Annotated in this window: 25 protein-coding genes and 1 tRNA gene; 16 read left to right on the top strand and 10 right to left on the bottom strand. The window is 71.1% G+C overall.

The window, feature by feature from the left end:
- Positions 1–14 precede the first annotated feature (14 nt).
- The 8 genes from OG294_RS19945 (at position 15) to serS (ending at position 7645) form a co-directional block, all read left to right on the top strand.
- Positions 15–614, top strand: a complete 600-nt coding sequence (locus tag OG294_RS19945) for a hypothetical protein (protein WP_327067870.1) — start codon at positions 15–17, stop codon at positions 612–614.
- Positions 611–1198 (top strand): flavin reductase family protein, encoded by a 588-nt coding sequence (locus tag OG294_RS19940; RefSeq protein ID WP_327067869.1) that lies wholly within the window; start codon positions 611–613, stop codon positions 1196–1198. Before OG294_RS19945 ends, OG294_RS19940 begins: the two co-directional genes overlap by 4 nt.
- Positions 1195–2178 (top strand): VlmB-like protein, encoded by a 984-nt coding sequence (locus tag OG294_RS19935; RefSeq protein ID WP_327067868.1) that lies wholly within the window; start codon positions 1195–1197, stop codon positions 2176–2178. Before OG294_RS19940 ends, OG294_RS19935 begins: the two co-directional genes overlap by 4 nt.
- A complete protein-coding gene (locus OG294_RS19930; RefSeq protein WP_327067867.1) occupies positions 2175–3188 on the top strand; it encodes a beta-ketoacyl-ACP synthase III in 1014 nt (337 codons plus the stop codon). Before OG294_RS19935 ends, OG294_RS19930 begins: the two co-directional genes overlap by 4 nt.
- A gap of 63 nt (positions 3189–3251) precedes the next feature.
- On the top strand, positions 3252–3485 hold the full coding sequence (locus tag OG294_RS19925) for an acyl carrier protein (protein ID WP_327067866.1): 234 nt from the start codon (positions 3252–3254) through the stop codon (positions 3483–3485).
- Positions 3485–4705: a beta-ketoacyl-[acyl-carrier-protein] synthase family protein gene (locus OG294_RS19920; protein ID WP_327067865.1), complete on the top strand. Its 1221-nt coding sequence runs from the start codon at positions 3485–3487 to the stop codon at positions 4703–4705. The genes OG294_RS19925 and OG294_RS19920 overlap by 1 nt, the downstream gene beginning before the upstream one ends.
- 41 nt (positions 4706–4746) lie before the next feature.
- Positions 4747–6366, top strand: coding sequence for an APC family permease (locus tag OG294_RS19915; protein ID WP_327067864.1), 1620 nt, complete (start codon positions 4747–4749; stop codon positions 6364–6366).
- The gene (gene serS, locus OG294_RS19910) at positions 6359–7645 is read left to right on the top strand and encodes a serine--tRNA ligase (RefSeq protein ID WP_327067863.1); all 1287 of its coding nucleotides are present in this window, start codon (positions 6359–6361) and stop codon (positions 7643–7645) included. The genes OG294_RS19915 and serS overlap by 8 nt, the downstream gene beginning before the upstream one ends.
- A 74-nt stretch (positions 7646–7719) precedes the next feature.
- On the opposite strand, the gene OG294_RS19905 is transcribed toward serS, so the two are convergent.
- The 4 genes from OG294_RS19905 to OG294_RS19890 form a co-directional block, all read right to left on the bottom strand.
- Entirely contained in the window at positions 7720–8367 is a 648-nt protein-coding gene (locus OG294_RS19905; RefSeq protein ID WP_327067862.1) for a class I SAM-dependent methyltransferase, read from the bottom strand.
- Between the two features lie 149 nt (positions 8368–8516).
- A complete protein-coding gene (locus OG294_RS19900) occupies positions 8517–8900 on the bottom strand; it encodes a glycine-rich domain-containing protein (protein ID WP_442789349.1) in 384 nt (127 codons plus the stop codon).
- A 132-nt stretch (positions 8901–9032) separates the two neighbouring features.
- Positions 9033–9524: an ATP-binding protein gene (locus OG294_RS19895; RefSeq protein WP_327067861.1), complete on the bottom strand. Its 492-nt coding sequence runs from the start codon at positions 9522–9524 to the stop codon at positions 9033–9035.
- On the bottom strand, positions 9521–9895 hold the full coding sequence (locus OG294_RS19890) for a hypothetical protein (protein ID WP_327067860.1): 375 nt from the start codon (positions 9893–9895) through the stop codon (positions 9521–9523). Before OG294_RS19890 ends, OG294_RS19895 begins: the two co-directional genes overlap by 4 nt.
- 466 nt (positions 9896–10361) lie before the next feature.
- Between OG294_RS19890 and OG294_RS19885 the strand changes: the two genes are divergently transcribed.
- Complete coding sequence (locus tag OG294_RS19885; protein ID WP_327067859.1) at positions 10362–11438, top strand: hypothetical protein; 1077 nt, start codon at positions 10362–10364, stop codon at positions 11436–11438.
- Positions 11423–11947, top strand: coding sequence for a GNAT family N-acetyltransferase (locus OG294_RS19880; RefSeq protein WP_327067858.1), 525 nt, complete (start codon positions 11423–11425; stop codon positions 11945–11947). The genes OG294_RS19885 and OG294_RS19880 overlap by 16 nt, the downstream gene beginning before the upstream one ends.
- 105 nt (positions 11948–12052) lie before the next feature.
- Here the strand turns inward: OG294_RS19880 and fabI are convergent, their stop codons facing one another.
- From fabI to OG294_RS19855, 5 genes are all read right to left on the bottom strand, one after another.
- Positions 12053–12823 (bottom strand): enoyl-ACP reductase FabI, encoded by a 771-nt coding sequence (fabI, locus tag OG294_RS19875; RefSeq protein WP_327067857.1) that lies wholly within the window; start codon positions 12821–12823, stop codon positions 12053–12055.
- A gap of 64 nt (positions 12824–12887) precedes the next feature.
- Positions 12888–14273: an MFS transporter gene (locus OG294_RS19870; protein WP_327067856.1), complete on the bottom strand. Its 1386-nt coding sequence runs from the start codon at positions 14271–14273 to the stop codon at positions 12888–12890.
- A 180-nt stretch (positions 14274–14453) separates the two neighbouring features.
- Positions 14454–15557 (bottom strand): fatty acid desaturase family protein, encoded by a 1104-nt coding sequence (locus OG294_RS19865; protein WP_327067855.1) that lies wholly within the window; start codon positions 15555–15557, stop codon positions 14454–14456.
- A gap of 287 nt (positions 15558–15844) precedes the next feature.
- Positions 15845–16027 (bottom strand): hypothetical protein, encoded by a 183-nt coding sequence (locus OG294_RS19860; RefSeq protein ID WP_327067854.1) that lies wholly within the window; start codon positions 16025–16027, stop codon positions 15845–15847.
- A 51-nt stretch (positions 16028–16078) separates the two neighbouring features.
- Positions 16079–17071, bottom strand: coding sequence for a DUF2156 domain-containing protein (locus OG294_RS19855; RefSeq protein ID WP_327067853.1), 993 nt, complete (start codon positions 17069–17071; stop codon positions 16079–16081).
- A 174-nt stretch (positions 17072–17245) separates the two neighbouring features.
- Here OG294_RS19855 and OG294_RS19850 point away from each other — a divergent pair.
- A tRNA-Gln gene (locus OG294_RS19850) sits at positions 17246–17342 on the top strand.
- A gap of 442 nt (positions 17343–17784) precedes the next feature.
- Here the strand turns inward: OG294_RS19850 and OG294_RS19845 are convergent.
- Entirely contained in the window at positions 17785–18132 is a 348-nt protein-coding gene (locus tag OG294_RS19845; protein WP_327067852.1) for a hypothetical protein, read from the bottom strand.
- A 143-nt stretch (positions 18133–18275) separates the two neighbouring features.
- Between OG294_RS19845 and OG294_RS19840 the strand changes: the two genes are divergently transcribed.
- The 5 genes from OG294_RS19840 to OG294_RS19820 all read left to right on the top strand — a co-directional run bounded on the left by OG294_RS19840 (position 18276) and on the right by OG294_RS19820 (position 23037).
- Positions 18276–19271, top strand: coding sequence for a helix-turn-helix transcriptional regulator (locus OG294_RS19840; RefSeq protein ID WP_327067851.1), 996 nt, complete (start codon positions 18276–18278; stop codon positions 19269–19271).
- 557 nt (positions 19272–19828) lie between these two features.
- The gene (locus OG294_RS19835; RefSeq protein WP_327067850.1) at positions 19829–20011 is read left to right on the top strand and encodes a hypothetical protein; all 183 of its coding nucleotides are present in this window, start codon (positions 19829–19831) and stop codon (positions 20009–20011) included.
- A 312-nt stretch (positions 20012–20323) separates the two neighbouring features.
- Positions 20324–21118 (top strand): AfsR/SARP family transcriptional regulator, encoded by a 795-nt coding sequence (locus OG294_RS19830; RefSeq protein ID WP_327067849.1) that lies wholly within the window; start codon positions 20324–20326, stop codon positions 21116–21118.
- Positions 21119–21289: 171 nt separating this feature from the next.
- Positions 21290–22834 carry an acyl-CoA carboxylase subunit beta gene (locus tag OG294_RS19825; protein WP_327067848.1) on the top strand — a complete coding sequence of 515 codons (1545 nt, stop codon included), beginning with the start codon at positions 21290–21292 and terminating at the stop codon, positions 22832–22834.
- 11 nt (positions 22835–22845) lie between these two features.
- Positions 22846–23037 (top strand): acyl-CoA carboxylase epsilon subunit, encoded by a 192-nt coding sequence (locus OG294_RS19820; RefSeq protein WP_327067847.1) that lies wholly within the window; start codon positions 22846–22848, stop codon positions 23035–23037.
- The last annotated feature ends 30 nt before the right edge of the window (positions 23038–23067 follow it).

Genomic DNA, 23067 nt, shown 5'->3' with positions numbered 1-23067 from the left:
ACCAGGAGCTGATGATGGATCAGGCAAATCCCTTCGAGACGCCGAGGACCTACTCCCTGCACCGCGCGGAGTACCTGGTCGCCTTCGCCGTCACCACCGGCCTGCTGATCGCCCACCTCGACCAGGTGCGCTGGCTGCCCGCGGTCGCGCTGTTCCTGTACATCGACCTGATCGGCTACATCCCGGGCGCCCTCGCCTTCAAGCGCAGCGGCGGGCGGCCCGTCCACAAGGGCTACTACGTGGCCTACAACGTGATGCACAGCCTCATCACCCAGGGCGCGGTGGCCGCGCTGTGGTGCCTGCTGGTGAAGCCGGAGTGGGCGTTGCTGGTGCTGCCGTTCCACCTCTTCGGGGACCGGGGGCTGTTCGGCAACTTCATGAAGTCCTTCGCGCTCCCCTTCGAGCCGGTGCGCCAGAGCGGCTACCTGCGACTGCTGGACGACCTCGGGATCGCGCACCCCAAGCCGGTCGGGCACCACGGTGACGGTCCGGTGCCGGTGGGGCACGTCCCCGCCAGGGTCACCGCCACGGCCACCCCCACGGCCACGCCGAGGCCGGCCGCCGCGCAGCCGGTCGGCAGCCGGTCGGGCGCGCAACGGGAACCGGTGCGATGAGCGCCGCAGCCGTCAGTACCCTCGCGCCGGTGGACGGCCCGGCGCCGGCCGCCCGGCGCCCGGCCCGGCAGGACCCGGCCGAGCGCCGCCGGGCCCTGTACCACCTGGCCTCCCCGGTGTCGGTGCTCACCGTCAACCGGGACGGCCACCTGCACGGCACCACGGCCAGCACGGTCACCCTGATCTCCAAGGACCCGCTGCTGCTCGGGGTCTGCCTGCGGGTCGGCTCCTCCTTCGCCCAACTGGCCGGGGAGGAGGGCCGGTTCGCGGTCAACGTGCTCGGCGCCCAGCAGGCCGACCTGGCCCAGCGGTTCGCGAGCAGGCGCCCGGACGGCGGCGGGCAGTTCGCCGGCCTCCGGTGGTCCCCCGCCCCCTACGCGGGCGCCCCGCTGCTGGCCGGCGCGCTGGCCCACTACGTCTGCCGGGTGCACGGCACCCTCCCGCTGGGCGACAGCCTGGTGCTGCTCGGCCGGGTGGTGCACGCCACCGCCGTCGAGGACTCCCCGCTCCTCAGCTACTCCGGCGCCCTGTTCGCCGGGTCCCTGCAGCCGGTCCTGACATCGAAGGAGACATCCACACCATGAACCACTTCGTGGCGCCCGAGGCCGGCTGGGACACGGCTCCCGGCCTGCTCGACGGCGCGAAGGAACTCACCCTCGGCCCCGAGGAGTGCAACCTCGCCTACTGGTTCACCTCGGTGGCGCAGGGCACGCTCCGCGACCGCGGCGAGACCGGCCACCACCGCGACGCGGTGGTGCCGGACTTCCTCAAGGAGCCCGGCCCGCTGCGCGACGCGCTGGTGCTGGAGTTCGGCTTCCGCGGCCTGTCCGAGGAGATCGCCACCCGGCTGCTCGGCCACTACGTCGCCATCGCCCCCGGGGTTCCGGAACTGGAGTTCTACGCCACCCAGTTGATCGACGAGGCACGGCACGCCCGGGTGTTCCGCAACCACCTGGTGGAGCTGGGGCAGCCGGCCGCGACGCTGCTGCGCGACATCGACGAGATGGCCGCCGACTACCGGGCCCGGGTGCTGGAGCCGGTCGTCGACTTCACCCTCGACATCGTCCGGGACAAGGCCGACTTCCCCGGCGGCGTCGCGGTGTTCGCCATCGTCATCGAGGGCGTGCTGGCCCCCGCCGCCGAGCTGAGCGAGCGCAAGTGGACCCCGCTGTCGCCCGCCACCGGGGAGATCTCCCGCGGCACCGCGATCGACGAGATCCGCCACCTCACCGTGGCCAGCACCATCCTGCGCGACCACGTCGCCCGCCACCCCGAGTACCGGCCCCGGCTGCTGGAGATCCTGCGGGCCGGCGTCGAGCTCTGGGACGAGGTGCCCGACCGGGAGTTCGTGATCCACCGCGAGGAGCTGTTCCAGAAGGGCATGGCGCAGCACGCCGACCTGATCGGCGACTACGAGGTGTGGCCCGGCGTGCGCCTGCTGGACACCACGCCGGACCAGCGCTACGACATGGCCGAGCGGTGGACCGACGAGATGGCCGAGGCCCGGATGGCCTACATGGGCCTGCCGGTGGAAGTCCTCGCCTCACCGGGGGCCGACCGGTGACCCGTCGCCGTGGCCCCGCCGCGGTACTCGCCGGGCTCGGGGCGTACCTGCCGCCCCAGGTGGTCACCAACGAGGACCTGTCGCGCCGGCTGGACACCTCCGACGAGTGGATCCGCAGCCGCACCGGCATCGCCACCCGGCACGTGGTCACGCCCGGCACCGCCACCTCCGACCTGGCGGTCGAGGCGGGCTGGCGGGCGCTGAAGTCGGCGGGCGACGACCGGGTGGACGCGGTGGTGCTCGCCACCACCACCCCGGACCAGCCCTGTCCGGCCACCGCGCCGCAGGTCGCGGCCCGCCTGGGCCTGGGCCACGTGCCCGCCTTCGACGTGGCCGCGGTCTGCTCGGGCTTCCTGTTCGGGCTCGCCAGCGCCGAGGGGCTGATCGCCTCGGGCCTCGCCGAGCGGGTGCTGCTGATCGCGGCGGACGCCTTCACCACGATCATCAACCCCGAGGACCGCACCACCGCGGTGATCTTCGCGGACGGTGCGGGGGCGGTGCTGCTGCGGGCCGGCGAGGCCGGCGAACCCGGCGCGATCGGCCGGCAGATCCTGGGCAGCGACGGCGAGTCGAGCCACCTGATCGAGGTGCCGGCCGGCGGTTCCCGACAGCGCTCCTCGGGCCGCCCCGCCGCGCCCGGGGACGAGTACTTCCGCATGGTGGGCCGGGAGACCTACCGCCATGCGGTCGAGCGGATGACCAGCGTCTCCACCCAGGCCGCCGAGGCGGCCGGCTGGCGGCTGGACGAGGTCGACCGCTTCGTGGCCCACCAGGCCAACGCCCGGATCCTCGGCTCGGTCGCCGACCGGCTGGGGATCCCCGAGGACCGGCGGCTGAGCAACATCGCCCACGTCGGCAACACGGGGGCCGCCTCCATCCCCGTGCTGCTCGCCGAGGCCGCCGCCGACGGCGGCCTGCGGGCCGGTCACAAGGTCCTGCTCACCGCCTTCGGCGGCGGGCTCTCCTGGGGCGCGACCACCCTCGTCTGGCCCGAGGTCGCCGCCACCTGACCCCACCCCACACCTCACCCCACCACAGGTTCCACCCATCCGCGTCAACGAAAGGGAACTGCCATGCAGCTGGACCAGTTCAGGGAAATCCTGGTCGACACCCTCAAGATCTCGCCCGAGGCCATCACCCCGGAGGCCACCCGCGAGGACATCGAGCTCGACTCGCTGGCCGTGGTGGAGCTGTCGCTCCTGCTGAAGGCCGAGTTCGGCCTCGACATCAGCGACGACGAACTGCTGGAGGCCGAGACCGTCGCCGACATGGTGCGACTCATGGAGGAGCGGAGCGCGAAGGTCTGATGGCCGGCATCGACATCGCGGTCACCGGTCTGGGGCTGGTCACACCAGGCGGCGTGGGTGTCGAAGCGAGCTGGGCGAGCGTGTGCGGGGGCCGTTCCCCCGCCGCGCTCGATCCGGCTCTGGAAGGCAACCCGGTGCGGATCTCGTGCCGGGTGCCCGACTTCGATCCCGAGCGCCTGCTGAATGCCCGCCGGGCCCACCGCCTCGACAGGTTCGTACAGTTCGCCCTGGTCGCCGCCCGGGAGGCCATCGCCGACGCCGGCCTCGACCCCGCCACCTGGGACGGGGCGCGGGTCGGGGTGGTCCTCGGCTGCGCGGACGGCGGCCCGGGCACGGTCGAGCAGCAGCACCAGGTCCTGCGCGAGCAGGGCTCGGAGCGGGTCTCCCCGCTGCTGCTGCCCAAGCAGCTGCCCAACATGCTGGCGGGTCAGACCGCCATCGAGTTCGGCGCCACCGGGCCCAACCTGGTGGTCGCCACCGCCTGCGCCTCCGGCGCCACCGCCATCGGCACGGCCCGGGACCTGCTCGCCCTCAACCGCTGCGACGTGGTGCTGGCCGGCGGCAGCGAAGCCATGATCACCCCCCTGGTGATGGCCGGGTTCGCCCAGATGGGCGCGCTCTCCAAGCGCCAGGACGACCCGGCCACCGCCTCGCGCCCCTTCGACGCGGACCGGGACGGCTTCGTGGCCGGCGAGGGCGCCGGGATCCTGGTGATGGAGCGCATCGCCGACGCCCGGGCCCGTCGCGCACGCGTCCGCGGCCGGATCATCGGCTACGGCGCCACCGCCGACGCGCACCACATCACGTCCCCCCACCCCGACGGCGCCGGCATCGAGGCGGCCGTCCGCGCGGCCCTGGCCGACGCGGGCGCGGACCCCGAGGACGTGCAGCACGTCAACGCGCACGGCACCTCCACCCCGCTCAACGACCTGGCCGAGGCCCGGATGATGTACCGGGTGCTCACCGGCAGCCCGCTGGTCACCTCCACCAAGGGCGTCACCGGCCACCTGCTGGGTGCGGCCGGGGCGGTGGAGGCGGCGTTCTCGGTGCTGAGCGTGGAACGGGAGACGGTGCCGCCCACCGCCAACCTCTTCCTGCCCGACCCGCGCATCGACATCAAGCTGGCGCAGAGCCTCTCCCACATGCCGATCGACCTGGCGCTGAGCAACTCCTGCGGTTTCGGCGGGCAGAACACCGTGCTCGCCATCGCACCCGCCTGACCCTCCCCCGGCCCACCCCCGCCCCTCCTCCTGGAGCTGCCATGCCCGACAACAGACCCACCCGCCGGCCGGAGGCCCCGGCCGCTCCGGCCGGCCGGCTGACCACCCGTCACATCCTCTTCCTCATCGTCGCCGCGGCGGCACCGCTGTCGGCCATGGTCGGCACGGTGCCGCTGGCGTTCGCCTTCGGGAACGGGGCGGGGGTGCCGGCGGCCTTCGCCTTCGCCGGCATCACCCTGCTCTGCTTCTCGGTGGGGTACGCGGTCAGCGCCCGCCGCACGGGCGGCTCGGGCGGCTTCTACGCCTCCACGGCGGCCGACCTCGGCCGGCCGCCGGCGGTGGCGACCGGATACCTCGCCCTGCTCTCCTACAACTGCGCCACCATCGGACTGGCCGGCGCGCTGGGCTACTTCACCCAGATCATCCTGGCCCAGCACGGCCTCAACCTGCCCTGGGAGTGGTGCGCCGCGGTGGGGATCGCGCTGGTGGCCGTCTTCGGCTACCGCGAGATCGGGGCCAGCGCCAGGCTGCTGGCCCTGCTGATGCTCGGCGAGATCGGGATCCTGTTCGCGCTGGACATCGCGATCCTGGTCAAGCACGGCACCCACGCGCTGCCGGCCTCCTCGTTCTCCGAGCACAGCATGACCGGCCCGGGCACGGGTGTGGCGCTGATGTTCGCGTTCGTCTCGTTCATCGGCTTCGAGTCGGCCGCCCTGTACGGCAAGGAGGCCAAGGACCCGCAGCGCAGCGTGCCGCGCGCCACCTACGGCGCGGTGCTGCTGATCGCCGGCTTCTACGCGCTGACCAGCTGGCTGGCGGTGGGCGCGGTCGGCACCGGCAAGCTCAAGGAGGTGGCCGGCAACGAGCTGGGCAACCTCTTCTTCGACCTCGGCAACAGCTACCTCGGCACGGTCGGCGGCACCTGCCTGCAGGTGATGCTCTGCACCAGCCTGTTCGCCGCCACCCTCGCGCTGCACAGCGCCGCCAACCGCTACGCCCAGGTGCTGGCGGCCGACGGGCTGCTCCCGGCCGGACTGGCCGAGCAGCACCCGAAGTTCGCCTCGCCGCACCGCGCCAGCGTGGTGCAGACCGTGCTGACCGTGGTGGTGGCCGCCGTCTTCGCGCTGGCCGGGCTCAACCCGTACACCTCGATGACCACCAGCATGCTGGGCCTGGGCACGCTGGGCATCGTGGTGCTCCAGGCGGTGGCCGCGCTGTCGGTGGTGGTGGCGCGGCTGCGCGGCGGCGCCCGCGGCGGGAGCTGGCTGCGCGAGGCGGTCATCCCGCTGCTCGGCTTCGCCGGGCTGGTCGCCTCGGTGTGGCTGGTGGTGGGCAACTTCAGCATGCTGACCGGTTCGACCAACGTGCTGGTGGCCGACCTGCCGTGGCTGGTGGTCGCCGTGGTGGTGTTCGGCCTGCTGGCCGCCGCCTGGCTGCGCTCGGCCCGCCGCGCGACCTACCAGCGGCTGGGCACGGCGCATCTGGTGACCGCATCGGTCGCAGCTCCTGTTGCTGCTCCTGCTCCCGTCCCTGCTCCTGTCGCTGTCCCTGCTGCTGTCCCAGCGCCCGCGATCGACGTCGACGCCGACCTGGCGGCGGCGGTCGCGGCGGGCGCGGTCCTGTCCATGTCCCACGGTGATTCCGGAGAACGCCATGCATGATCCGCGCGAGCTGATCGAGAGGGACCCGGAGGCGGTGCGCCGCCTGGCCCGCCGCAGGTTCGCCTTCGACCGCGAGGCCTTCGCCACCGCCTACCGGCGCCGGGCCGAGGCCCAGGGCGTGGTCGACGGGCTGCGCGCCGAGGCCAACGCCGCGGCGCGGGCCCGCAAGGCCGGCCCGCCGACCGAGGAGGCCAAGGAGGCGGCCCGCGAACTGCGCGCCCGCACCCAGCTGGCCGAGGCCGAAGTCCGCACTGCCGAGGAGGAGTTCGAGGAACTCGCGCTCGGGATCCCGAACATCCCGCTGGACTCGGTGCCCGACGGCGACTCCGAGAAGGAGGCGGTGGAACTGCGGCGGATCGGCCCGACCGTCCGCACCCCCGGGGTGACACCACGCCACCACGCCGACATCGGCGAGGACCTCGGCATCTTCGACACCAAGACGGCCGCCCGGCTCTCCGGCGCCCGGTTCCACCTCAGCCGCGGCGCCGGGGCCCGCCTGGAACGGGCCCTGTCGGACTTCTTCCTGGACCTGCACACCCAGGAGCAGGGCTACACCGAGTACGCGGTGCCCTACCTGGTGAACCGGGAGACGATGACCGGCACCGGCCAGCTGCCCAAGTTCGAGGAGGACCTGTTCGCGACCTCGGTCGGCGGTCGCGAGCTCTTCCTCATCCCCACCGCCGAGGTGCCGCTGACCAACATGGTGGCCGGCCAGACCCTGGACAGCCGCGAGCTGCCGCAGGCCTTCACCGCCCGCACCCCCTGCTTCCGCGCGGAGGCCGGCGCATACGGCCGCGACACCCGCGGGGTGCTGCGGCTGCACCAGTTCGAGAAGGTCGAGCTGGTCCGGATCTGCGCCCCCGAGGACGCGCCGCACCAGTTCGAGCTGATGGTGGGGCACGCCGAGCAGTGCCTGAAGCTGCTCGAACTCAGCTACCGCGTCGTCCAGTTGCCCGCCGGTGACCTGGGCTTCTCGGCCCGGGTCACCTACGACATCGAGGTCTGGCTGCCCGGCAGCGACTCCTACCGCGAGATCTCCTCGGTCTCCGACTGCGGCACCTTCCAGGCCCGCCGGGCCGGCATCCGCTACAAGACCCCGGACGGCCGCAAGGGCCCCGCCGCCACCCTCAACGGCTCCGCCCTCCCGATCGGCCGCACCGTCGCAGCCCTCCTGGAGCAGGGGCTCCAGGCGGACGGCTCGGTCCTGCTGCCCGACGCCCTGATCCTCTACACCGGCTTCCGCCGCCTGCTCCCGGGCGGCGGCACCTCGACGGACTAGGAGAAGGACCAGGCACAGCGCGCACCAGCAGGGCCCGGCCGGGGGAGACCCCGGCCGGGCCTTGCTGCTACTGGTCACGCGCGGGCCACGACCAGCAGCGTCCCCAGCGCTGCATCCGGCGCCGGGATCACCTCCGCCCGTACGTCGGCCAACCCGTGACGCTTCAACAGATCGGACCACTGTTCGATGCTGTGCTGCCACCGCAGCACGGTCAGGCCGCCGTTCCCCTCGAGCCACCGACCGCCCATCTCCTGCGCCCCGTACTGCCCGGCGACCGGTTCACGGTGCGAGAAGGCGAAGACCCCGCCGGGCACGAGTCGTCTTGCGATGCGCGGGAACAGCTCCTCGGGGTCGGTGAACCAGACCGCGCCCCACGTCGAGTAGATCGCCTCCCACTGGCGAACCTCCTGGTCGAGGAACGCACACGCCTCGGCCTGGACGAACCTCAGATTCGGCAGACCGGCCCAGAACCGCCGAGCCCGCTCGACCTGCACGGCCGAGAAGTCCACCGCGGTCACCTCGACGCCCTGCCGGGCCAGGAAGGCGGCGTTCTCGCCTTCGGCCGGGCCGAGGTCCAACGCGGTCCCGGGGGCACCCAGGACCTCCGCGCCGGGGCCACTGCCGGGGATGCCCGTCCAGTCGAACCGTTCGGCGGCGGGCCGTTCCTGCTGGGGCCGGTACTTGTCCCAGTACTCGGCCGGCGTGGTGGGCGCGGTGGACATGTGGCTCCTCGTACGGCGTCGGGATCCGGTGCCACGACGCTATCGGGGATGCCGGTGGGGCGAGAGCTGAAGACGGAAACTGCTCAAATCATCACAAAATGAAAGCCGGAGCCGCACGCAGCGGCTCCGGCCCGATCGTTCAGGTCCTGCTAGTGGCAGCTGGCCCCGGGGTGGCACGGCCCGCACTTGGCGTAGTCGGCCTCCCAGAGCTTCCAGTCCACCTCGAACCCGTTGGCCGCGATCAGCTGGGCGGTTCGCTCCACACTCCCGTCGTACTTGAACGCGATCTCGGGGATGTGCTCCAGGAACTTCCCGTCGAAGTGCTTCGCGCAGAACTCGCGGTAGTTCTTCGTGTCGAGGATGAACACGTGGACGGCGATGTCCACGATCCGACCGCAGCACATCTCCAGGCCTTGGCCCCACTTCTCCATGGCGGTGATGAGGTACGAGACGGCGGCGTGGAACAGGCGCTCGGCCATGACCTGGTCGAACGGGTAGTCGCGCATGAGCAGGGTGACCTCGCGGTCCCAGATTTCGGGGCTCACGTAGGTGCGGGGATCTCGGGTGATCGTCGGAGTAGCCACTGTGGTGCTCCTTCCGCTGAACGGACCGGTGGTGCAAGGGTGGTGCTCGCCGCCGCGTCGCTGCGCGACGGAGACTGAGGGTTACGCCGGTACGGGCTCGGCGCGGGCGCGCGCGGTGTGGAGGAGCACGGATAAGCGGGGCTCGCCGGCGATAGCGGCGTCGGCGGCGACCAGGAAGTGGACCACCTTCCCGCGTTGCTTCGGCTCCCAGCCCCAGGAGTGGGCCAGCGCTTCGACGAGGGCGAGCCCGCGGCCCGACCTTGCGCTCGTGTCGGAGGACGTGAGGACCGGCACTCGGATGGACCGATCGGTGACATCGACCCGCAGGTGTTCGCCAGTCCAAGTGACCGACACCGTGCAGTGACCGGCGGCGTGGATCAGCGCGTTCGTGATGATCTCCGAAGCGCACAGCCGGACATCAGCGAGCGCGGCCCGGGACAGCGGGACGCCCCACCCCGTTGCGGTGTCGGCGATGCGGTCGCGGGCGGCCTGTACCGGCGTCTTGCCGGAGGGATCGGTAATGCCTGCGACCACGTCAAATGTGAGGGGCGTGGGAAGCGCGGCGATCGTCACGAGGTCGCCCCCGTCCGTTCGAGGGCGGGCTCGGTCTGTTTCGGGTAGAGCCGGGCACTAGCGAGGTGGCCGCCCACGACGAGGAACGTTCCACGGGCCCGCAGTGCCGCGCACAGCGCCTCATATGCGGAACTGTCGGGCGTGATCCCCCGGCGCGTCCAGGTGATGACCCCGGCCGCTCTGCCGTCGGCGAGCAGCGACAGCACGCGGGCCCATCCGAGCCGGTCGCCGAGGGGGCCACCCAGGCCGGTGTCAGGGTCGGCGGGGTCGGTGATCTCCGCAACGACGGTCCACTGACGCTCGTCGGCGTAGCTCCGGCAGTAGGCAGTGAGCACACCGCCGTCCAGCTCTGCGGCGGGCGTGTAGATCACCACGTCGACCGTACGCGGCAGCGTGGAGGGGAGCGTCACTGGAGTCGCGGTGGACATATCGGCGCCTCTCGTCGGGGCAGTAGGAGGGACGCCGCCCGGTGGCTTCCCGACAGCACTGCGCGAAACGGCTGGTCGCGTCGGGCGGCTCAACCAGTGAACGACCGTCAGGGACCGACGGGTAAGGAAGAAGTGCGACGATCCTGCTGGCTCGGGCAGGAAATTTTGGCATGCTCTTTACCCGAGCGGCTGCGCCGAGAGTAACGATGGCACTACCGTGCGCTTATGGGTGACAATGCCGCACTCCGCCAGGCCATTGCCGAACTCGGAATCAGTCATGCCGAGTTGGCCCACAGGATCAACACCCACACCGAGGCCCTGACAGGTCGGTACGGGTCCTGTACCGAACGCACGGTGCACAACTGGGTGGCCGGCAAGACCGGCTGGCCCAACGCGTCAACGAGCAGGCTTGGAGGCAGTATTCGACTGCACGGCCGAACAGCTCGGCTTCACCCCGCGGGGCCAACGCTCCGTGTCGCTCTCGGAGGAATCAGTGCGGCGCCGTACCTTCATCACGGCCGGGCCGACCACCGCAGCAGCGGTCGCTGCCCCGATGCTCGCCATCCGCCACACCGTCGGCCTCTCTGACGTCGGCCGGATGCGCGCCGGTCTCCAGGCACTGGATGCCCTGGACGACCATCAGGGCGGACACGCGACGCTCGAATGCGCTGCGCTTGCGGGCGCCCGACAGGTGATCGACATGCAGCAGAACAGCACTGCCAGCGAACGTGTGCGGCGACGCCTGTTCAGTGTCGCGGCCGACTTCACGGCACTCGCGGCCTGGTCGTGCATCGACGCGCGGGAACCCGACCGGGCCCGGCAGCATCTCGACCGGTGTGCGACGCTGGCCGGCCTCGCGCAGGACTCGACCGCGCAGCTACGGGTGTGGAACTCGATCGCGATCCTGGCGAACCAGGAGCGCCGCCACGGGGACGCGGTGGCAGCCGGGCGTGCCGCTCAGCGGACGGGGATCACCCGCCAGGATCCACTTTTCGCGTCGCTCGCGCATGCCCGCACAGCGGTGGGACTGGCGAATTCCGATGACCGTCAGGGCGCGCTGCGGTCGCTCGGGCTCGCCGCCGATGCCCTCGGTCGCGCCGTCGACCAGCCGCGACCGACCTGGATGGCGTTCTACGGACCGGCCGAGTTGCACGCGCTGACGGCGATTGCCCGGGACCGGCTCGGTGATGCCGAGCAGGCCGAATGGGCATCGCACCGGGCGTTGGCGACGTTGCCGGAGCGGTTCCGCCGCAACCGGGCGCTGGCCACCGCGCGACTGGCGCTCGCGCAGCTCCACCAAGGCGACGCCGAGCACGCGACCGCCACGGCCGGCTCGGTGTTCGACCTGATGACGGACGCGCCGATCCCCGCCCGGATTCGGACGCTGCTCGGGGACTTCTACCGCGATCTGTTGAGCCTGGCGGTGACCGCACCCGCTGCGCGAGAGTGGGCGGACCGCTTCCGTACCGAATGGAGCCGATCGTGATCGAGCTACGGCACTACCGCCACGGCGAGCTGCCGGAGGACTTCCGAGACCTGCTGCTCGGCGTCCACGCGGACGCCTACGCGGACCAGATGGACGACCCGTTCGTGCAGCGGTTCCCCTGGTTCGTGGATCACTGGTCGGGCCTGGACGGCTTCGCGTGCGTGGTCGGGTTCGACACCGGCGAACCGGTCGGGTTCGCCTACGGCGCGCCGGCGAAGACCGGCCGGGAGTGGTGGCGAGAGCACGTCGTACCCGCACCGGAAAGGGACTCGACGTTCGCGTTCTCCGAACTGATGGTGCGCCCGAGGTGGCGCAAGACCGGGGTGTCCGAGCAACTGCACGAAGCGCTGATGGGGAGCCGGGAAGAAGCGTTGGCAGTGTTGCTGGTCGATCCGGATCACCCGAAGGTCCAAACCCTGTACGAATCGTGGGGCTACCGGAAGGTTGGCGATCGCCAACCGTTCCCCGACTCGCCCCGCTACGCGGTGATGGTGCGCGACCTGCTCTGATCGAGCAATGACCGCGCTGGGTCGCCCTGCCGGACCGATGTGCGGTCCGGCAGGGCGACCGGCTTCCTGGGGCGAGCGGGCTCGCAGAACCTGCAGATATCCGCCCTACACCCCCATCGCGTGGACGCCGCCGTCGACGTGGACGATCTCGCCCGTCGTGGCGGCGAAGAAGTCCGACATCAGCGCCACCGTGGTGCGGGCGGTCGGGGCGGGGTCCGTCTGGTCCCAGCCGAGCGGGGCGCGGGCGTCCCAGCCGTCGGCCAGGTCGGCGAAGCCGGGGATGGACTTGGCGGCCATCGAGCGGATCGGGCCGGCCGCCACCAGGTTGCAGCGGATGCCGCGGCCGCCCAGGTCGCGGGCCAGGTAGCGGTTGGTGGACTCCAGGGCCGCCTTGGCCACGCCCATCCAGTCGTAGCGCGGCCAGGCGACCTGGGCGTCGAAGGTGAGGCCGACCAGGGCGCCGCCGCGCTCCATGAGCGGCAGGCAGGCGACCGCCAGGGACTTCAGCGAGTAGGCCGACACGTGCACGGCGGTGCCGACGTCCTCCCAGGTGCCGGTGAGGAAGTCGAAGGCGCCGGCCGGGCCGAAGGCGATCGAGTGCAGCACGCCGTCGAGGTGTCCGTCGTCGCCGGTCAGTTCGCGCACCCGGTCGGCCAGGGAGTCCAGGTGCGCCTGGTCGGTGACGTCGAGCTCCAGCACGGGCGCGGGTTTGGGCAGGCGCTGCGCCATCCGTTCGACCAGACTGAGCCGGCCGAAGCCGGTGAGCACCACCTCTGCCCCCTCGTCCTGGGCGATCCGGGCGGCCTGGTAGGCGATGGAGGACTCGGTGACCACACCGGTGATCAGCAGGCGCTTGCCCGCGAGCAGGCCGCTCATGCGGTCACCGAACCGGGGGCTGTGGTGTTCGCCGTCATGGGAAGTCCCTTTCGTGGGTGGGGAGTCACTCGGAGAGGACGCGGTCGACCGAGACGCCGGTGGTGCGCCCGCCCAGGCTCAGCACGGCGACGACCATGACCACCGTGGTGGCCGCGATGACGGCGAAGAGGGCGTCGGCGCCGTCGTGCTGCAGGACCGGCAGCAGGACGAACGGCAGCGAGCCCGCGGCGAGCTTGGAGAGCGAGTACGCGGCCCCGGAGGCGCCGCCGCGGATCTCGGTCGGGTACTGCTCGGAGAGGTAGACGTGCGAGACGCTGGAGAAGACGTTGCTGCACAGCGTGTAGCCGAAGCCCAGCAGGACGATGAGCACCGGCGAGCCGGCCACCCCGAAGCCGAGCCCCGCCACCGCCATCGCGGTGGCCGCCAGCACCAGCAGGGTGCGCCGTTCCATCCGCTCGACGATCGGCACCGCGAGCACGGAGCCCACCGGGTAGCCGAGGAAGCACAGGGCGGTGAAGCCGAGGCCCGCCACGATGCCGTAGCCCTTGGCCGCGAGGATCTCGGGCACCAGGGTGCCGAAGCCGTAGTAGCCGACCACCGAGAGGGTGCACAGGATCCACAGCATCACGGTGCGGCGCCGCAGCCCCGGATCGAAGGCGCCGCGGACCCGTTGCGCGGGAGCCACCGCCGCCGGCGCCTCGGCGACGGCCGCGGTGGGCCGCCCACCAGCCTGCCCGGCCTCCATCACGGCGACCAGCGCCTCGGCCTCGGCGACCCGGCCGCGCGCGGCCAGCCAGCGGGGCGACTCGATCAGGTTGCGGCGCAGCACCCAGACCACGGCGGAGCCGAGCGAGCTGATCACGAAGAGCCAGCGCCAGCCGGCCAGGCCCAGTGGCGACAGCGGCACCAGCCACAGCGCCGCGAAGCCCACCGCGGGCACCCCGCAGTAGGCCAGGGTGTAGGCCCAGGCGATGAACCGCCCGCGCCGGGAGGCCGGTAGGACGTCGGCCAAGTAGCAGTCGGCCAGCGCCTGTTCGGATCCGATGCCGATGCCGGCCACGAACCGGGTGGCGATCAGCCAGGTGGCGTTCGGCGAGAAGGCGCCCAGCAGCGAGAAGCCGGAGTAGAGCGCGAGGTTGAACAGGAAGGCCCGGCGTCTGCCGAACCGGTCGGCGAGTCGGCCGACCACCAGCGAGCCGAGGAACTGGCCGATGAACGCCGAGGCCAGCACGAACTTCAGGGTGGTGGCGTCCATCGCGAACTTGTGCTGGAGCACCTTGCCGATGGTGCCGGAGAGGTTGTTCTCGAAGGTGTCGAAGAGCAGCCCGGCGCCGATCGCGGCGGTGAGCCGGCGGTGGACCGGGCCGATCGGCATCCGGTCCAGCCGGGCACCGATCGAGGCCGGGGAGGGGCCGGGGGAGAGGCGGGGGCCGGTGAGGGTCTGGGACATGGTGAACGACTCCTGGGAAGCAGATCGCCCGGGACCGCAGGACGGTCCCGGGCTCTTCGGCCCGGAGACCGGGACGAACGACGGCTCGCGGTACAGCGGGAGTTGGGGGAACTCGGGAGTGGTGGGGCACTCGGGAGTCGGGGCACTCGGGAGGGAGGGGTGGGGGTGGGGGAGCGCGGCTCAGGCCGCCTGCCGCAGGGCCGCGTCCGCCTCCCCGCTGCGCACGGGGGCGCTGACCTCGTGCAGGAACGAGGCCACCTCGCGGTACGAGGCCCAGAAGCCGACCTCGTGGTACGGCATGCCGCGCTCCGCGCAGTACTCGCGGGTGAGCACCCGGGCCCGTCCCAGGTGGTTCTGCGGCATGGCGGGGAAGAGGTGGTGCTCGATCTGGTAGTTGAGACCGCCGTAGAGGAAGTCGATGAGCCACGAGGGCCGGATGTTGCGGGAGGTCAGCACCTGGCGGGCCAGCCAGTCGAGGGTCTCCGCCTCGCCGTCGCGCACCTCCATGCCCTTGTGGTTGGGCGCGAAGATCATGCCGAAGTAGACGCCCAGCACGGCGTACTGCACCAGGATGAAGGCGACCGCGAGCACCGGGCTCAGCACGGTGAAGACGCAGGCCAGGTAGCAGACCGCGCGGGCCACCAGCAGGACGGTCTCCAGCACCGGCCGCTTGGTCTTGCCCTGGGCGATGGACTGGAAGGCGGTGCGGTTCATCTTGAACGACTCCAGCACCAGCAGCACGAAGAACAGCACGCTCTGGTAGCGCACGATGAAGCGCTGCACACCGGTCCGGGTCCGGTACTGCTTGATGTCGAAGATCGCGGTGCGGCGCCCGATGTCCGGGTCCATGTCGAGGTGGTTGGGGTTGCTGTGGTGGCGGTTGTGGTGGTTGACCCACCAGCCGTAGCTGACGCCGTTGACCAGGTTGGCGTGGAAGTAGCCGACGACCGAGGAGACCTTCTTGTTGTGGAACATGGCCTTGTGGCCGGCCTCGTGCCACATGAAGGCCGACTGGCCGCCGCACAGGCCCATCCACAGGGCGACGACCAGCTGCCACCAGGAGTCGCCGATGAGGAAGAACGCGGCCAGGCCGGCCACGATCAGGCCGGTGTTGAGGATCAGCCGCCGCACGTAGTACCCCTGGTCGAGGTCCATCAGCCCTTCGGCCTTGACGCGGGCGAGCAACTCGGAGAACGTGGCGGACGCGCCGGCGCGCGGCGGCGCTGCGGCCGGGGACCCCGGCCCCGCCGCGCGTGTTCGGGTCTGGACAGGCTGAGGCTGCATGGATGCTCTCCTTGCGAGATGGAGCCGCCGGCAGGCGGCTGCGGTGCCGCACCCGGGAGCGCGGATGGACGAGCGGCGCGGCGAGGAGCCGGCTGGCGGTGCCGCGGCGCGCAGCGGCTGGTCGTGCTGCGCCGCAGCGCCCGGGAGATCGGGCCGGCCGGGGCGGCGCACAGGGGTGCCGCCCCGGCCGGACGTCGAGCGGACTCAGCGAACAGGGTTCTCGGTCGGCCTGATGTGGCTCTGACGCTCGACTGATCAGCGCGGCCGGCCTGCGAACTGACGGAGCGTCAGGCGGCTTCCGCGGTGGCGCGCAGTGCGGTGTCGAGCTTGCGGACGATCTCGTCGCCGGCGGCGGCGACGTCGGCGTCGTCGGGTGCACCGATGACGCCCATGAGCCCCTCGACCATGGCGTGCTGGAGGGTCTCGATCGGGTCGGCCGCCGCGGCGGCCGGGGTCTGGTCCTCGGACATGTCGGGCTCCTCTGCGTAAGTTGGCGGACCGGGTGGAGCGGACCGGGTGGACTAGAACGCCCCGCAGGCCCGGAAGATGTGCGCGAAGGAGGCCAGGGACGCCTGCCCGTCGAAGGCGACGTACTCGGGGATGGTCAGGTCCGGGGCCCACTTCTGCTTGTAGTTCAGCTGGGTCTGAGCCGGGTACAGGGCCGCGCCCTCGGCCCACAGGGCGTGCATCAGCCACTGGAACGCGGGGCTGTACCCCTCGATCTCGTAGCCGGCGTCCAGGCCGGTGAACGGGGTGAAGCCGAAGTGCAGCCACTCCACGCCCTCGCTGCGGAAGACCTCGGTGGCGTGCGCGTTGATGGCCTCCATCAGGCCCGGCGAGCCCTCCGGCAGTCGCCGGCTGAGGTCGTGCATCCAGCCGGCCCGGTCGCCGTAGACCGGGGAGTAGGAGATGTAGGCGACCGGGGCGCCGTCGATGGTGCCGACGAAGAGCCGGCGCTGCGCCTGCGCCTCGCCGCCGATCTGGCCCACCAGGAACTCCAGTTGGCTCGCCCCGCCCTTGGAGGCCAGCCAGGCGCCGTCGATCGTGCGGATGCCGTCGGCCCACTCCTCGGCCGGCACCTCGCTGATCTGGAGCCCGTTGCGCAGGGCGCGCGAGATCTTGTTGCGCAGTTGCATGAAGCGCGAGCCGCGCAGCGTGTGGTCGGGGATCCGGACCGCCCAGGAGGCGCCGACCTGGTTCACGGTGAAGCCGCGGCGCGCGTAGCGCTCGGCGTCGTGCCGCTGCAACTGCACGCCGACCAGGCGCAGTTCCTGCTCACGCACATGGTCGATGAAGTGCTCGGCGAGGGCCTCGTAGTCGTCCGGCGCGGCGAACGGTCCGCCGAACTGCACCACGTGCCGGCCGGTGCGCCGGTAGACGATGACGCCGTCACGGCCGGGCACCGTGAACGCGCTGTTTCCGCTGTTGAGCGCCAGGAATGAGCTGGGATTCTCGGCCTGGGTGTGCTGCCGCACTGCTGCGAGAATCGGATCGGCGGTAGCCGTCAGGGACATGGAATCGCATCCTCTCGCGAAGGGTGGATGTCGGTGAGAGTAGAGCACAGGCGGCCATTTCAGGGAAGGGTTGAATTCACTCTCGAATTCGCGTCAGAGGAACGTCAGTTGGGCGTCAGAAGAGGCTGCCAGAGTTGTTCTCGTGAACGGCGCGGGAAACCGGGCCGGGAACACGGAGAGGTGCCCGGAGTGGTTGATCGGGGGCCGGGCCCTGGCCCGGTCGGGTGACGTCAGGTTGCCCGCGCAGGTTCGAATCCTGCCTTCTCCGCCACGCCGTCCGTCGGTGCCGGGACCGCCTCGCGTCCGCGGCGCGTCCGCGGAGGTGACGGTGCGCCAACCGCCCGAGGGTTCACCGCCCTTCGGGCGGTTCTGCGTTTTCGGCCCTGGTGCGGAGCGGTCGCAGGCCTCACGCAACGCGCGGCACAGGCGCCTCATCTGACTCGTACTCAGCAGGCCTGCACACGCTGCCCGGTGGGCGTGACAGCGGAGTGACGGCGCCATCGTGATTCACTACGATAATGATCGTTGTCATGGGATAGGCATGCCCACGGTGGCCGCATAAGGACGCCGTGGTGTCAAGTGGCGGGGTGGTGCGGGAGCATTAGCGGGCAACAGTAAAGCCCCGCGCCGTGGTGCGGACGCAGGGCGGGCGACCAGCCCGATTCGGATCATGCACCTGACAAATACGCAGGTCGGCCATCCGGATCGGACCCTTAGAACGGTGGGGAGGGATCTTGGCAATCCGGATCGGTTATGGGCAGACGTCCTCCTGTCACGGGATCTTCGAGCAGTGGAACCTCGCTGCGCAGGATGAGGCATCCCCGCAGTTCGGGACAGGTCGCGATGGCGCGCTCGCAGACGGCCGATGCCGTCTGCTCGGCTTCGTCGAGACGAGCCGATAAGAGGAATAGCCCCACCACCGGGCCGCCGACCGCCTCCGGATGGAAGGTGACGTGCTCCACCGCCTCGTCGGGGGCTATACAGCCGGCCACGAGCCCCGCGACGTGATCAGGCAGCCGCCGCCCTGCGGGAGGTCGGAGCTGGACGTGAACAAGGTACATGTCCCGATCGTGGATCCATGACAATCCACTCCACAAGCAGTCATGGTGGACGGTTTAGGTCATTGCAGAAAGCGTCCAACTCGGGCAGGTGCATGCTAAAAAAAAGCTAGTGTTTCGTTACGCGAAGGGTAGGGGGAGGCGAAGTGCTCGAGTCGTTGGGCATCGATCGGCATGCTGAGCTGGTGTATCGCGCGATGCTGGCCCATCCAAGCGAGGGTGTGGCCGCTCTGGCGGCACGGTTGCAGCTCACGGAAAGTGAGATTCGCAGCAGCCTCGACCAACTCAGCGTGCTGGCCCTGATCCAGCCGTCGCCAGATGAGCACATCGGTTTCCGCGCGATTCGGCCGGAGATGGCCATGGAACTCCTGCTGGCCCGGCAACACGTGGATCTGGCGGCCCAGCAGATGCGCGTCGAGGCGTCCCGGGCCGCCGCGGCCCAGCTCATCGCCGAGTGTTCCGCACTGCCGACCCCCTCGGGAGACACCGACTCCGAGCACCTGGTCGGTCCCAACGCCATCCGGGAGCGTCTTGGCCAGATCGGCCGGACCATCGAGCAGGAGGTGATGACCCTCGCGCCCGGCGGCGCTCATCCGGTGGCGGACCTCGAGGCCAGCCGCGGTCCCAATGCGGCCCTGCTCGAACGTGGCGTTCGCATGCGGACGATCTATCTGGAGAGCATTCGCAACGACAAGCCGACGCTCGATCACGTGGCCTGGCTCAACCACCGGGGCGGCCAGGTGCGGGTGGCTCCCGCGCTGCCGGTGCGCATGATCATCATGGATCGCAGGCACGCCCTGCTGCCCATCGACACCAACGACGCGCGCATCGGAGCAGTGCTGCTGCGCGGCCAGGGCACCGTCGCGGCCCTGTGCGCGCTCTTCGAGAACATCTGGGACGCCGCGACCCCCCTCGGGGTCGCGCCCTCGCGCGACATCGAGGGGCTGCCGCGCCAGGAGGCCGTGGTGCTCCGGCTGCTCACCCAGGGGCTCACCGACGAGGCGATCGCCAAGCGGCTGGGCATCTCCCCGCGCACCGCCCGTCGGATCGCGGCGGACCTGATGACCCGGCTGGAGGCCCGCAGCCGCTTCGAGGCCGGCGTCCACGCCGTTCAGGACGGCTGGCTGCCCAGCACCCGGTAGTACCCCGGATCCCGCGTCACCCGGCACCCGTGTCCGCCCCCGCCTCCCGGGCGTCCGCGGCGTGCCGGTGACCGCCCGCACAGCCCGCCGGTGACCGCCCGCGCAGCCCGCCGGCGGCCGGACGGGCGTGCCCGCCCACGTCTCTTCGACCGCCGGCGGGCTGTCGTGTTCCGGCTCGGGAGAAGAGTGCGATCCGCCTTTCTGTTCGCGCCGTATGAACGGCTGTCCGGTATTTGCCGAGGGGCACGGATCCGCTGGGCCGGAACGGGCCGGGGGTGGCGCCGAGGACGGTTCGGGACATAGCTTGACGGTGCCATGGCGTGGCCGGTGACCAGCGGATTCATGCACGCGGCGGTCGGCCCGGGGATGGCCGTGCTGGACGGCTTATGCCACTGCAGGTTCCGTCCATTGGAGATCTCTTCCATCGCTTCCCGGGGTCCGCCACAGTAGAGCCATCGGCAAGGGGGACCAGTCAAATCGGGCGGTGAATATTCGTCCCGCCAATGACTCCTCCACGCAGTCGCTGCCGTCATTCAATCCCACAAAGGAGGCCCACTATGAGCACGTTCCGAAACGCCAAGATATACGCGACCGGAATTCTCGCCGCTCTCATTCTGGTCTGCGCTCCGATGGTGATCGGCGGGGCGTCCGCCTCCGCCGGGACGGTCGCCGGCGGGCAGGCCACCGCCCCCGCCCCGTCCACCTCCGCGTCCCCCGACGACCTGACCTGGGGTCCGTGACGTCCCGTACGCCGGCCCGCGGGCCGGGCGACGGTGCCGAGGGCTCCCGCCCTGCGCCGGGCACCACCCGCTCGAACGCTGCTGGAGTCAACTCGCTTCGTATTGCACCGATCTGACTTTCCGTAATACCTTCCCGGGAGAATGTATCCGCCATGATGCGAGTGGGGGTGTGAGGCCTCCGCTCGGCCTCCCGGCGCCGAGCGCCATGGCCGGCGACCCCCGCGGACCGCAGCGGGGCCGTACCGGCCACAGGGTGGCGTGACGCGAACCAGGCCAGACATCGTCTGTTTGATGAAGAGCCAAGGGGGCAGCATGCTGAGTTTTTCCATCCTCGGAGCCCTGGAGATCAGAACCCCCCTGGGGGCCGCCGAGATCTCCGGTGCCCTCCAGCGCACGCTCGTCCTGACCCTGCTCGTCAACGAGGGCCAGTCCATCTCGGGCGAGAGCCTGATCGACGAGATGTGGGGTGACGCCCTCCCGGACAACGAGTCGAACGCACTGCAGGCGCATGTCAGCCGACTGCGACGGAAGTTGAAGGCCCTGGAGCCCGACTGCCCGGGGGCCCGCCTGACCATCCATCCGTCCGGGTACCGGCTCTGCCTGCGGGACGCGGTGCTGGACGCCGTCGAGTTCATCAAGGCGGTGCGCCAGGCCGAGGCCCTCGCCCAGACGGATGCGGGGGCCACCGCGGCGCTGCTGCGCGACGCGCTGGCCATGTGGCGGGGACCGGTGTTCGGCGGCTTCACCGGCGGCCCGGCCTGCCAGCTGGCCCGGGCCCGGTACGAGGAGCACCGGATGCGGGCGATGGAGCTCTGCTTCGACGCGGAGCTGCGGCTGGGCCGGCACGCCGCGATCCTCCCCGAGCTCCAGGACGCCCACCGCAACCACCCGTTGCGCGAGCGCTTCTGCGAGCAGCTGATGATCGCGCTCTACCGCTCCGGGCGGCAGGCGGACGCGCTGGGCTTCTACCGCCTGATGTGGCAGAACCTCTCCGAGGAACTGGGAATCGAACCCTCTCCCGCGCTGAAGCGCCTGGAGCACGCGATCCTCTCGCACGCGCCGCACCTGGACGAGAGGGCGCTCACGCCGGCTCTCCAGCTGGTCTGAATCCGTTCGGCGCAGGGGCGCGCCGGTCACCGCGGTCGTGTGTCAGTGCCCGGTCAGCGCCGGCTGGCACGATCACTCGACAGGAAGTGGAATCCCGTTGATCGGGACGGGAGTTCACATCTGTTCCTGGACCGTACCGCGTCCCGTGCCCGGCCGAATGGAAGGGAAGAGATGATATCCCAGATCGAGGAGCTGGCACATATACGGCAAGAGGTGCTGGCCGGACCCAGCGCGCGGGCCACCGCCGCGCAGCTGGCCAAAGGAAAACTGACGGCACGTGAGCGCATCGCCCTGCTGCTGGACGAGGATTCGTTCTGCGAAGTGGAGCCGCTGCGCCGGCACCGGGCGACCGGCTTCGGTCTGGAGCTGAAGAAGCCCTACACCGACGGCGTGATCACCGGCTGGGGAACCGTCGGCGGGCGGACGGTCTTCGTCTACGCCCACGACTTCCGGATCTTCGGCGGCGCGCTGGGCGAGGCGCACGCGGCGAAGATCCACAAAATCATGGACATGGCGCTCAACGCGGGCGCGCCCCTGGTCTCCCTCAATGACGGTGCGGGAGCCCGGATCCAGGAGGGCGTCACCGCGCTGGCCGGCTACGGCGGCATCTTCCGCCGCAACACCCGGGCCTCCGGGGTGATCCCGCAGATCTCCGTGATGCTCGGGCCGTGCGCGGGCGGTGCGGCCTACAGCCCGGCGCTGACCGACTTCGTCTTCATGGTCCGCGACACCTCGCAGATGTTCATCACCGGGCCCGACGTGGTCCGCGCGGTGACCGGCGAGGAGATCAGCCAGAACGGGCTGGGCGGTGCCGACGTCCACGCCGAGCGCTCCGGGGTGGCCCACTTCGCCTACGACGACGAGGAGTCCTGCATCGCCGAGGTGCGCTACCTGCTGTCGCTGCTGCCGCAGAACAACCGGGAGACCCCGCCCGCGGAGAGCTGCGACGATCCGGCCGACCGGCGCTGCGAGGCGCTGCTGGACCTGGTCCCGGTCGACGGTAGCCGCCCCTACGACATGCGCAAGGTGATCGAGGAGATCGTCGACCACGGCGAGTACCTGGAGGTGCACGAGCGCTGGGCCACCAACGTCATCTGCGTGCTGGCCCGCCTCGGCGGCCGGGTCGTCGGCATCGTCGCCAACCAGCCGCAGTCGCTGGCCGGCGTCCTGGACATCACCGCCTCCGAGAAGGCCGCCCGCTTCGTCCAGCTCTGCGACGCGTTCAGCATCCCGATCGTCACGCTGCTGGACGTGCCCGGCTTCCTGCCCGGGGTCGACCAGGAGCACGGCGGCATCATCCGGCACGGCGCCAAGCTGCTCTACGCGTACTGCGACGCCACCGTGCCGCGGATCTCGCTGATCCTGCGCAAGGCCTACGGCGGGGCGTACATCGTGATGGACTCGCAGTCCATCGGCGCGGACCTGACCTACGCCTGGCCGATCAACGAGATCGCCGTGATGGGCGCGGAGGGCGCGGCCAACGTCATCTTCCGCCAGCAGATCGCCGAGGCCGACGACCCGCAGGCCAAGCGGGCCGAGCTGGTCAAGGCCTACCGCACCGAGCTGATGCACCCCTACTACGCCGCCGAGCGCGGCCTGGTGGACGACGTGATCGACCCGGCCCAGACCCGTCAGGTGCTGATCCAGTCGCTGGAGATGCTGCGCTCCAAGCACGCCGACCGCCCGTCCCGCAAGCACGGCAACCCGCCGCAGTAGGGGGCCGGGCGATGACGGCGATCGAGATCCAGGTCCTGCGGGGCCGGGCGACGGCGGAGGAACTGGCCGTGCTCACCGCCGTGTTGCTGGCGCGTGCCGCGGCCGGAGCGGCCCCGCGCGCCACCGGTGCCGGCAGCGCCTGGCAGCCGGACACCTTCGAGGCCCCGCACAGCTGGCACAGCCGCGCGGAGCGCGGCGGGTGACGCCGGGCGCGTCGGCATTGACGGGGACCG

The sequence above is a fragment of the Kitasatospora sp. NBC_01302 genome, assembly GCF_035976515.1.
In the GTDB taxonomy this organism is placed as follows: Bacteria; Actinomycetota; Actinomycetes; order Streptomycetales; family Streptomycetaceae; genus Kitasatospora.
Note: the sequence above shows the minus strand (reverse complement) of the source record. Positions and strands in the feature narration are given on the sequence as shown.

What these genes read in the sequence shown, in the direction of transcription:
- OG294_RS19905 (WP_327067862.1), bottom strand. Translation starts at nt 8,367, where the DNA reads ATGTCCACCGCGCCCACCACGCCGGCCGAGTACTGGGACAAGTACCGG.
- OG294_RS19845 (WP_327067852.1), bottom strand. Translation starts at nt 18,132, where the DNA reads ATGTACCTTGTTCACGTCCAGCTCCGACCTCCCGCAGGGCGGCGGCTG.
- OG294_RS19880 (WP_327067858.1), top strand. Translation starts at nt 11,423, where the DNA reads ATGGAGCCGATCGTGATCGAGCTACGGCACTACCGCCACGGCGAGCTG.
- serS (WP_327067863.1), top strand. Translation starts at nt 6,359, where the DNA reads ATGCATGATCCGCGCGAGCTGATCGAGAGGGACCCGGAGGCGGTGCGC.
- OG294_RS19870 (WP_327067856.1), bottom strand. Translation starts at nt 14,273, where the DNA reads ATGTCCCAGACCCTCACCGGCCCCCGCCTCTCCCCCGGCCCCTCCCCG.
- OG294_RS19915 (WP_327067864.1), top strand. Translation starts at nt 4,747, where the DNA reads ATGCCCGACAACAGACCCACCCGCCGGCCGGAGGCCCCGGCCGCTCCG.
- OG294_RS19940 (WP_327067869.1), top strand. Translation starts at nt 611, where the DNA reads ATGAGCGCCGCAGCCGTCAGTACCCTCGCGCCGGTGGACGGCCCGGCG.
- OG294_RS19825 (WP_327067848.1), top strand. Translation starts at nt 21,290, where the DNA reads ATGATATCCCAGATCGAGGAGCTGGCACATATACGGCAAGAGGTGCTG.
- OG294_RS19830 (WP_327067849.1), top strand. Translation starts at nt 20,324, where the DNA reads ATGCTGAGTTTTTCCATCCTCGGAGCCCTGGAGATCAGAACCCCCCTG.
- OG294_RS19855 (WP_327067853.1), bottom strand. Translation starts at nt 17,071, where the DNA reads ATGTCCCTGACGGCTACCGCCGATCCGATTCTCGCAGCAGTGCGGCAG.
- OG294_RS19835 (WP_327067850.1), top strand. Translation starts at nt 19,829, where the DNA reads ATGAGCACGTTCCGAAACGCCAAGATATACGCGACCGGAATTCTCGCC.
- OG294_RS19920 (WP_327067865.1), top strand. Translation starts at nt 3,485, where the DNA reads ATGGCCGGCATCGACATCGCGGTCACCGGTCTGGGGCTGGTCACACCA.
- OG294_RS19945 (WP_327067870.1), top strand. Translation starts at nt 15, where the DNA reads ATGGATCAGGCAAATCCCTTCGAGACGCCGAGGACCTACTCCCTGCAC.
- fabI (WP_327067857.1), bottom strand. Translation starts at nt 12,823, where the DNA reads ATGAGCGGCCTGCTCGCGGGCAAGCGCCTGCTGATCACCGGTGTGGTC.
- OG294_RS19820 (WP_327067847.1), top strand. Translation starts at nt 22,846, where the DNA reads ATGACGGCGATCGAGATCCAGGTCCTGCGGGGCCGGGCGACGGCGGAG.
- OG294_RS19935 (WP_327067868.1), top strand. Translation starts at nt 1,195, where the DNA reads ATGAACCACTTCGTGGCGCCCGAGGCCGGCTGGGACACGGCTCCCGGC.
- OG294_RS19860 (WP_327067854.1), bottom strand. Translation starts at nt 16,027, where the DNA reads ATGTCCGAGGACCAGACCCCGGCCGCCGCGGCGGCCGACCCGATCGAG.
- OG294_RS19865 (WP_327067855.1), bottom strand. Translation starts at nt 15,557, where the DNA reads ATGCAGCCTCAGCCTGTCCAGACCCGAACACGCGCGGCGGGGCCGGGG.
- OG294_RS19925 (WP_327067866.1), top strand. Translation starts at nt 3,252, where the DNA reads ATGCAGCTGGACCAGTTCAGGGAAATCCTGGTCGACACCCTCAAGATC.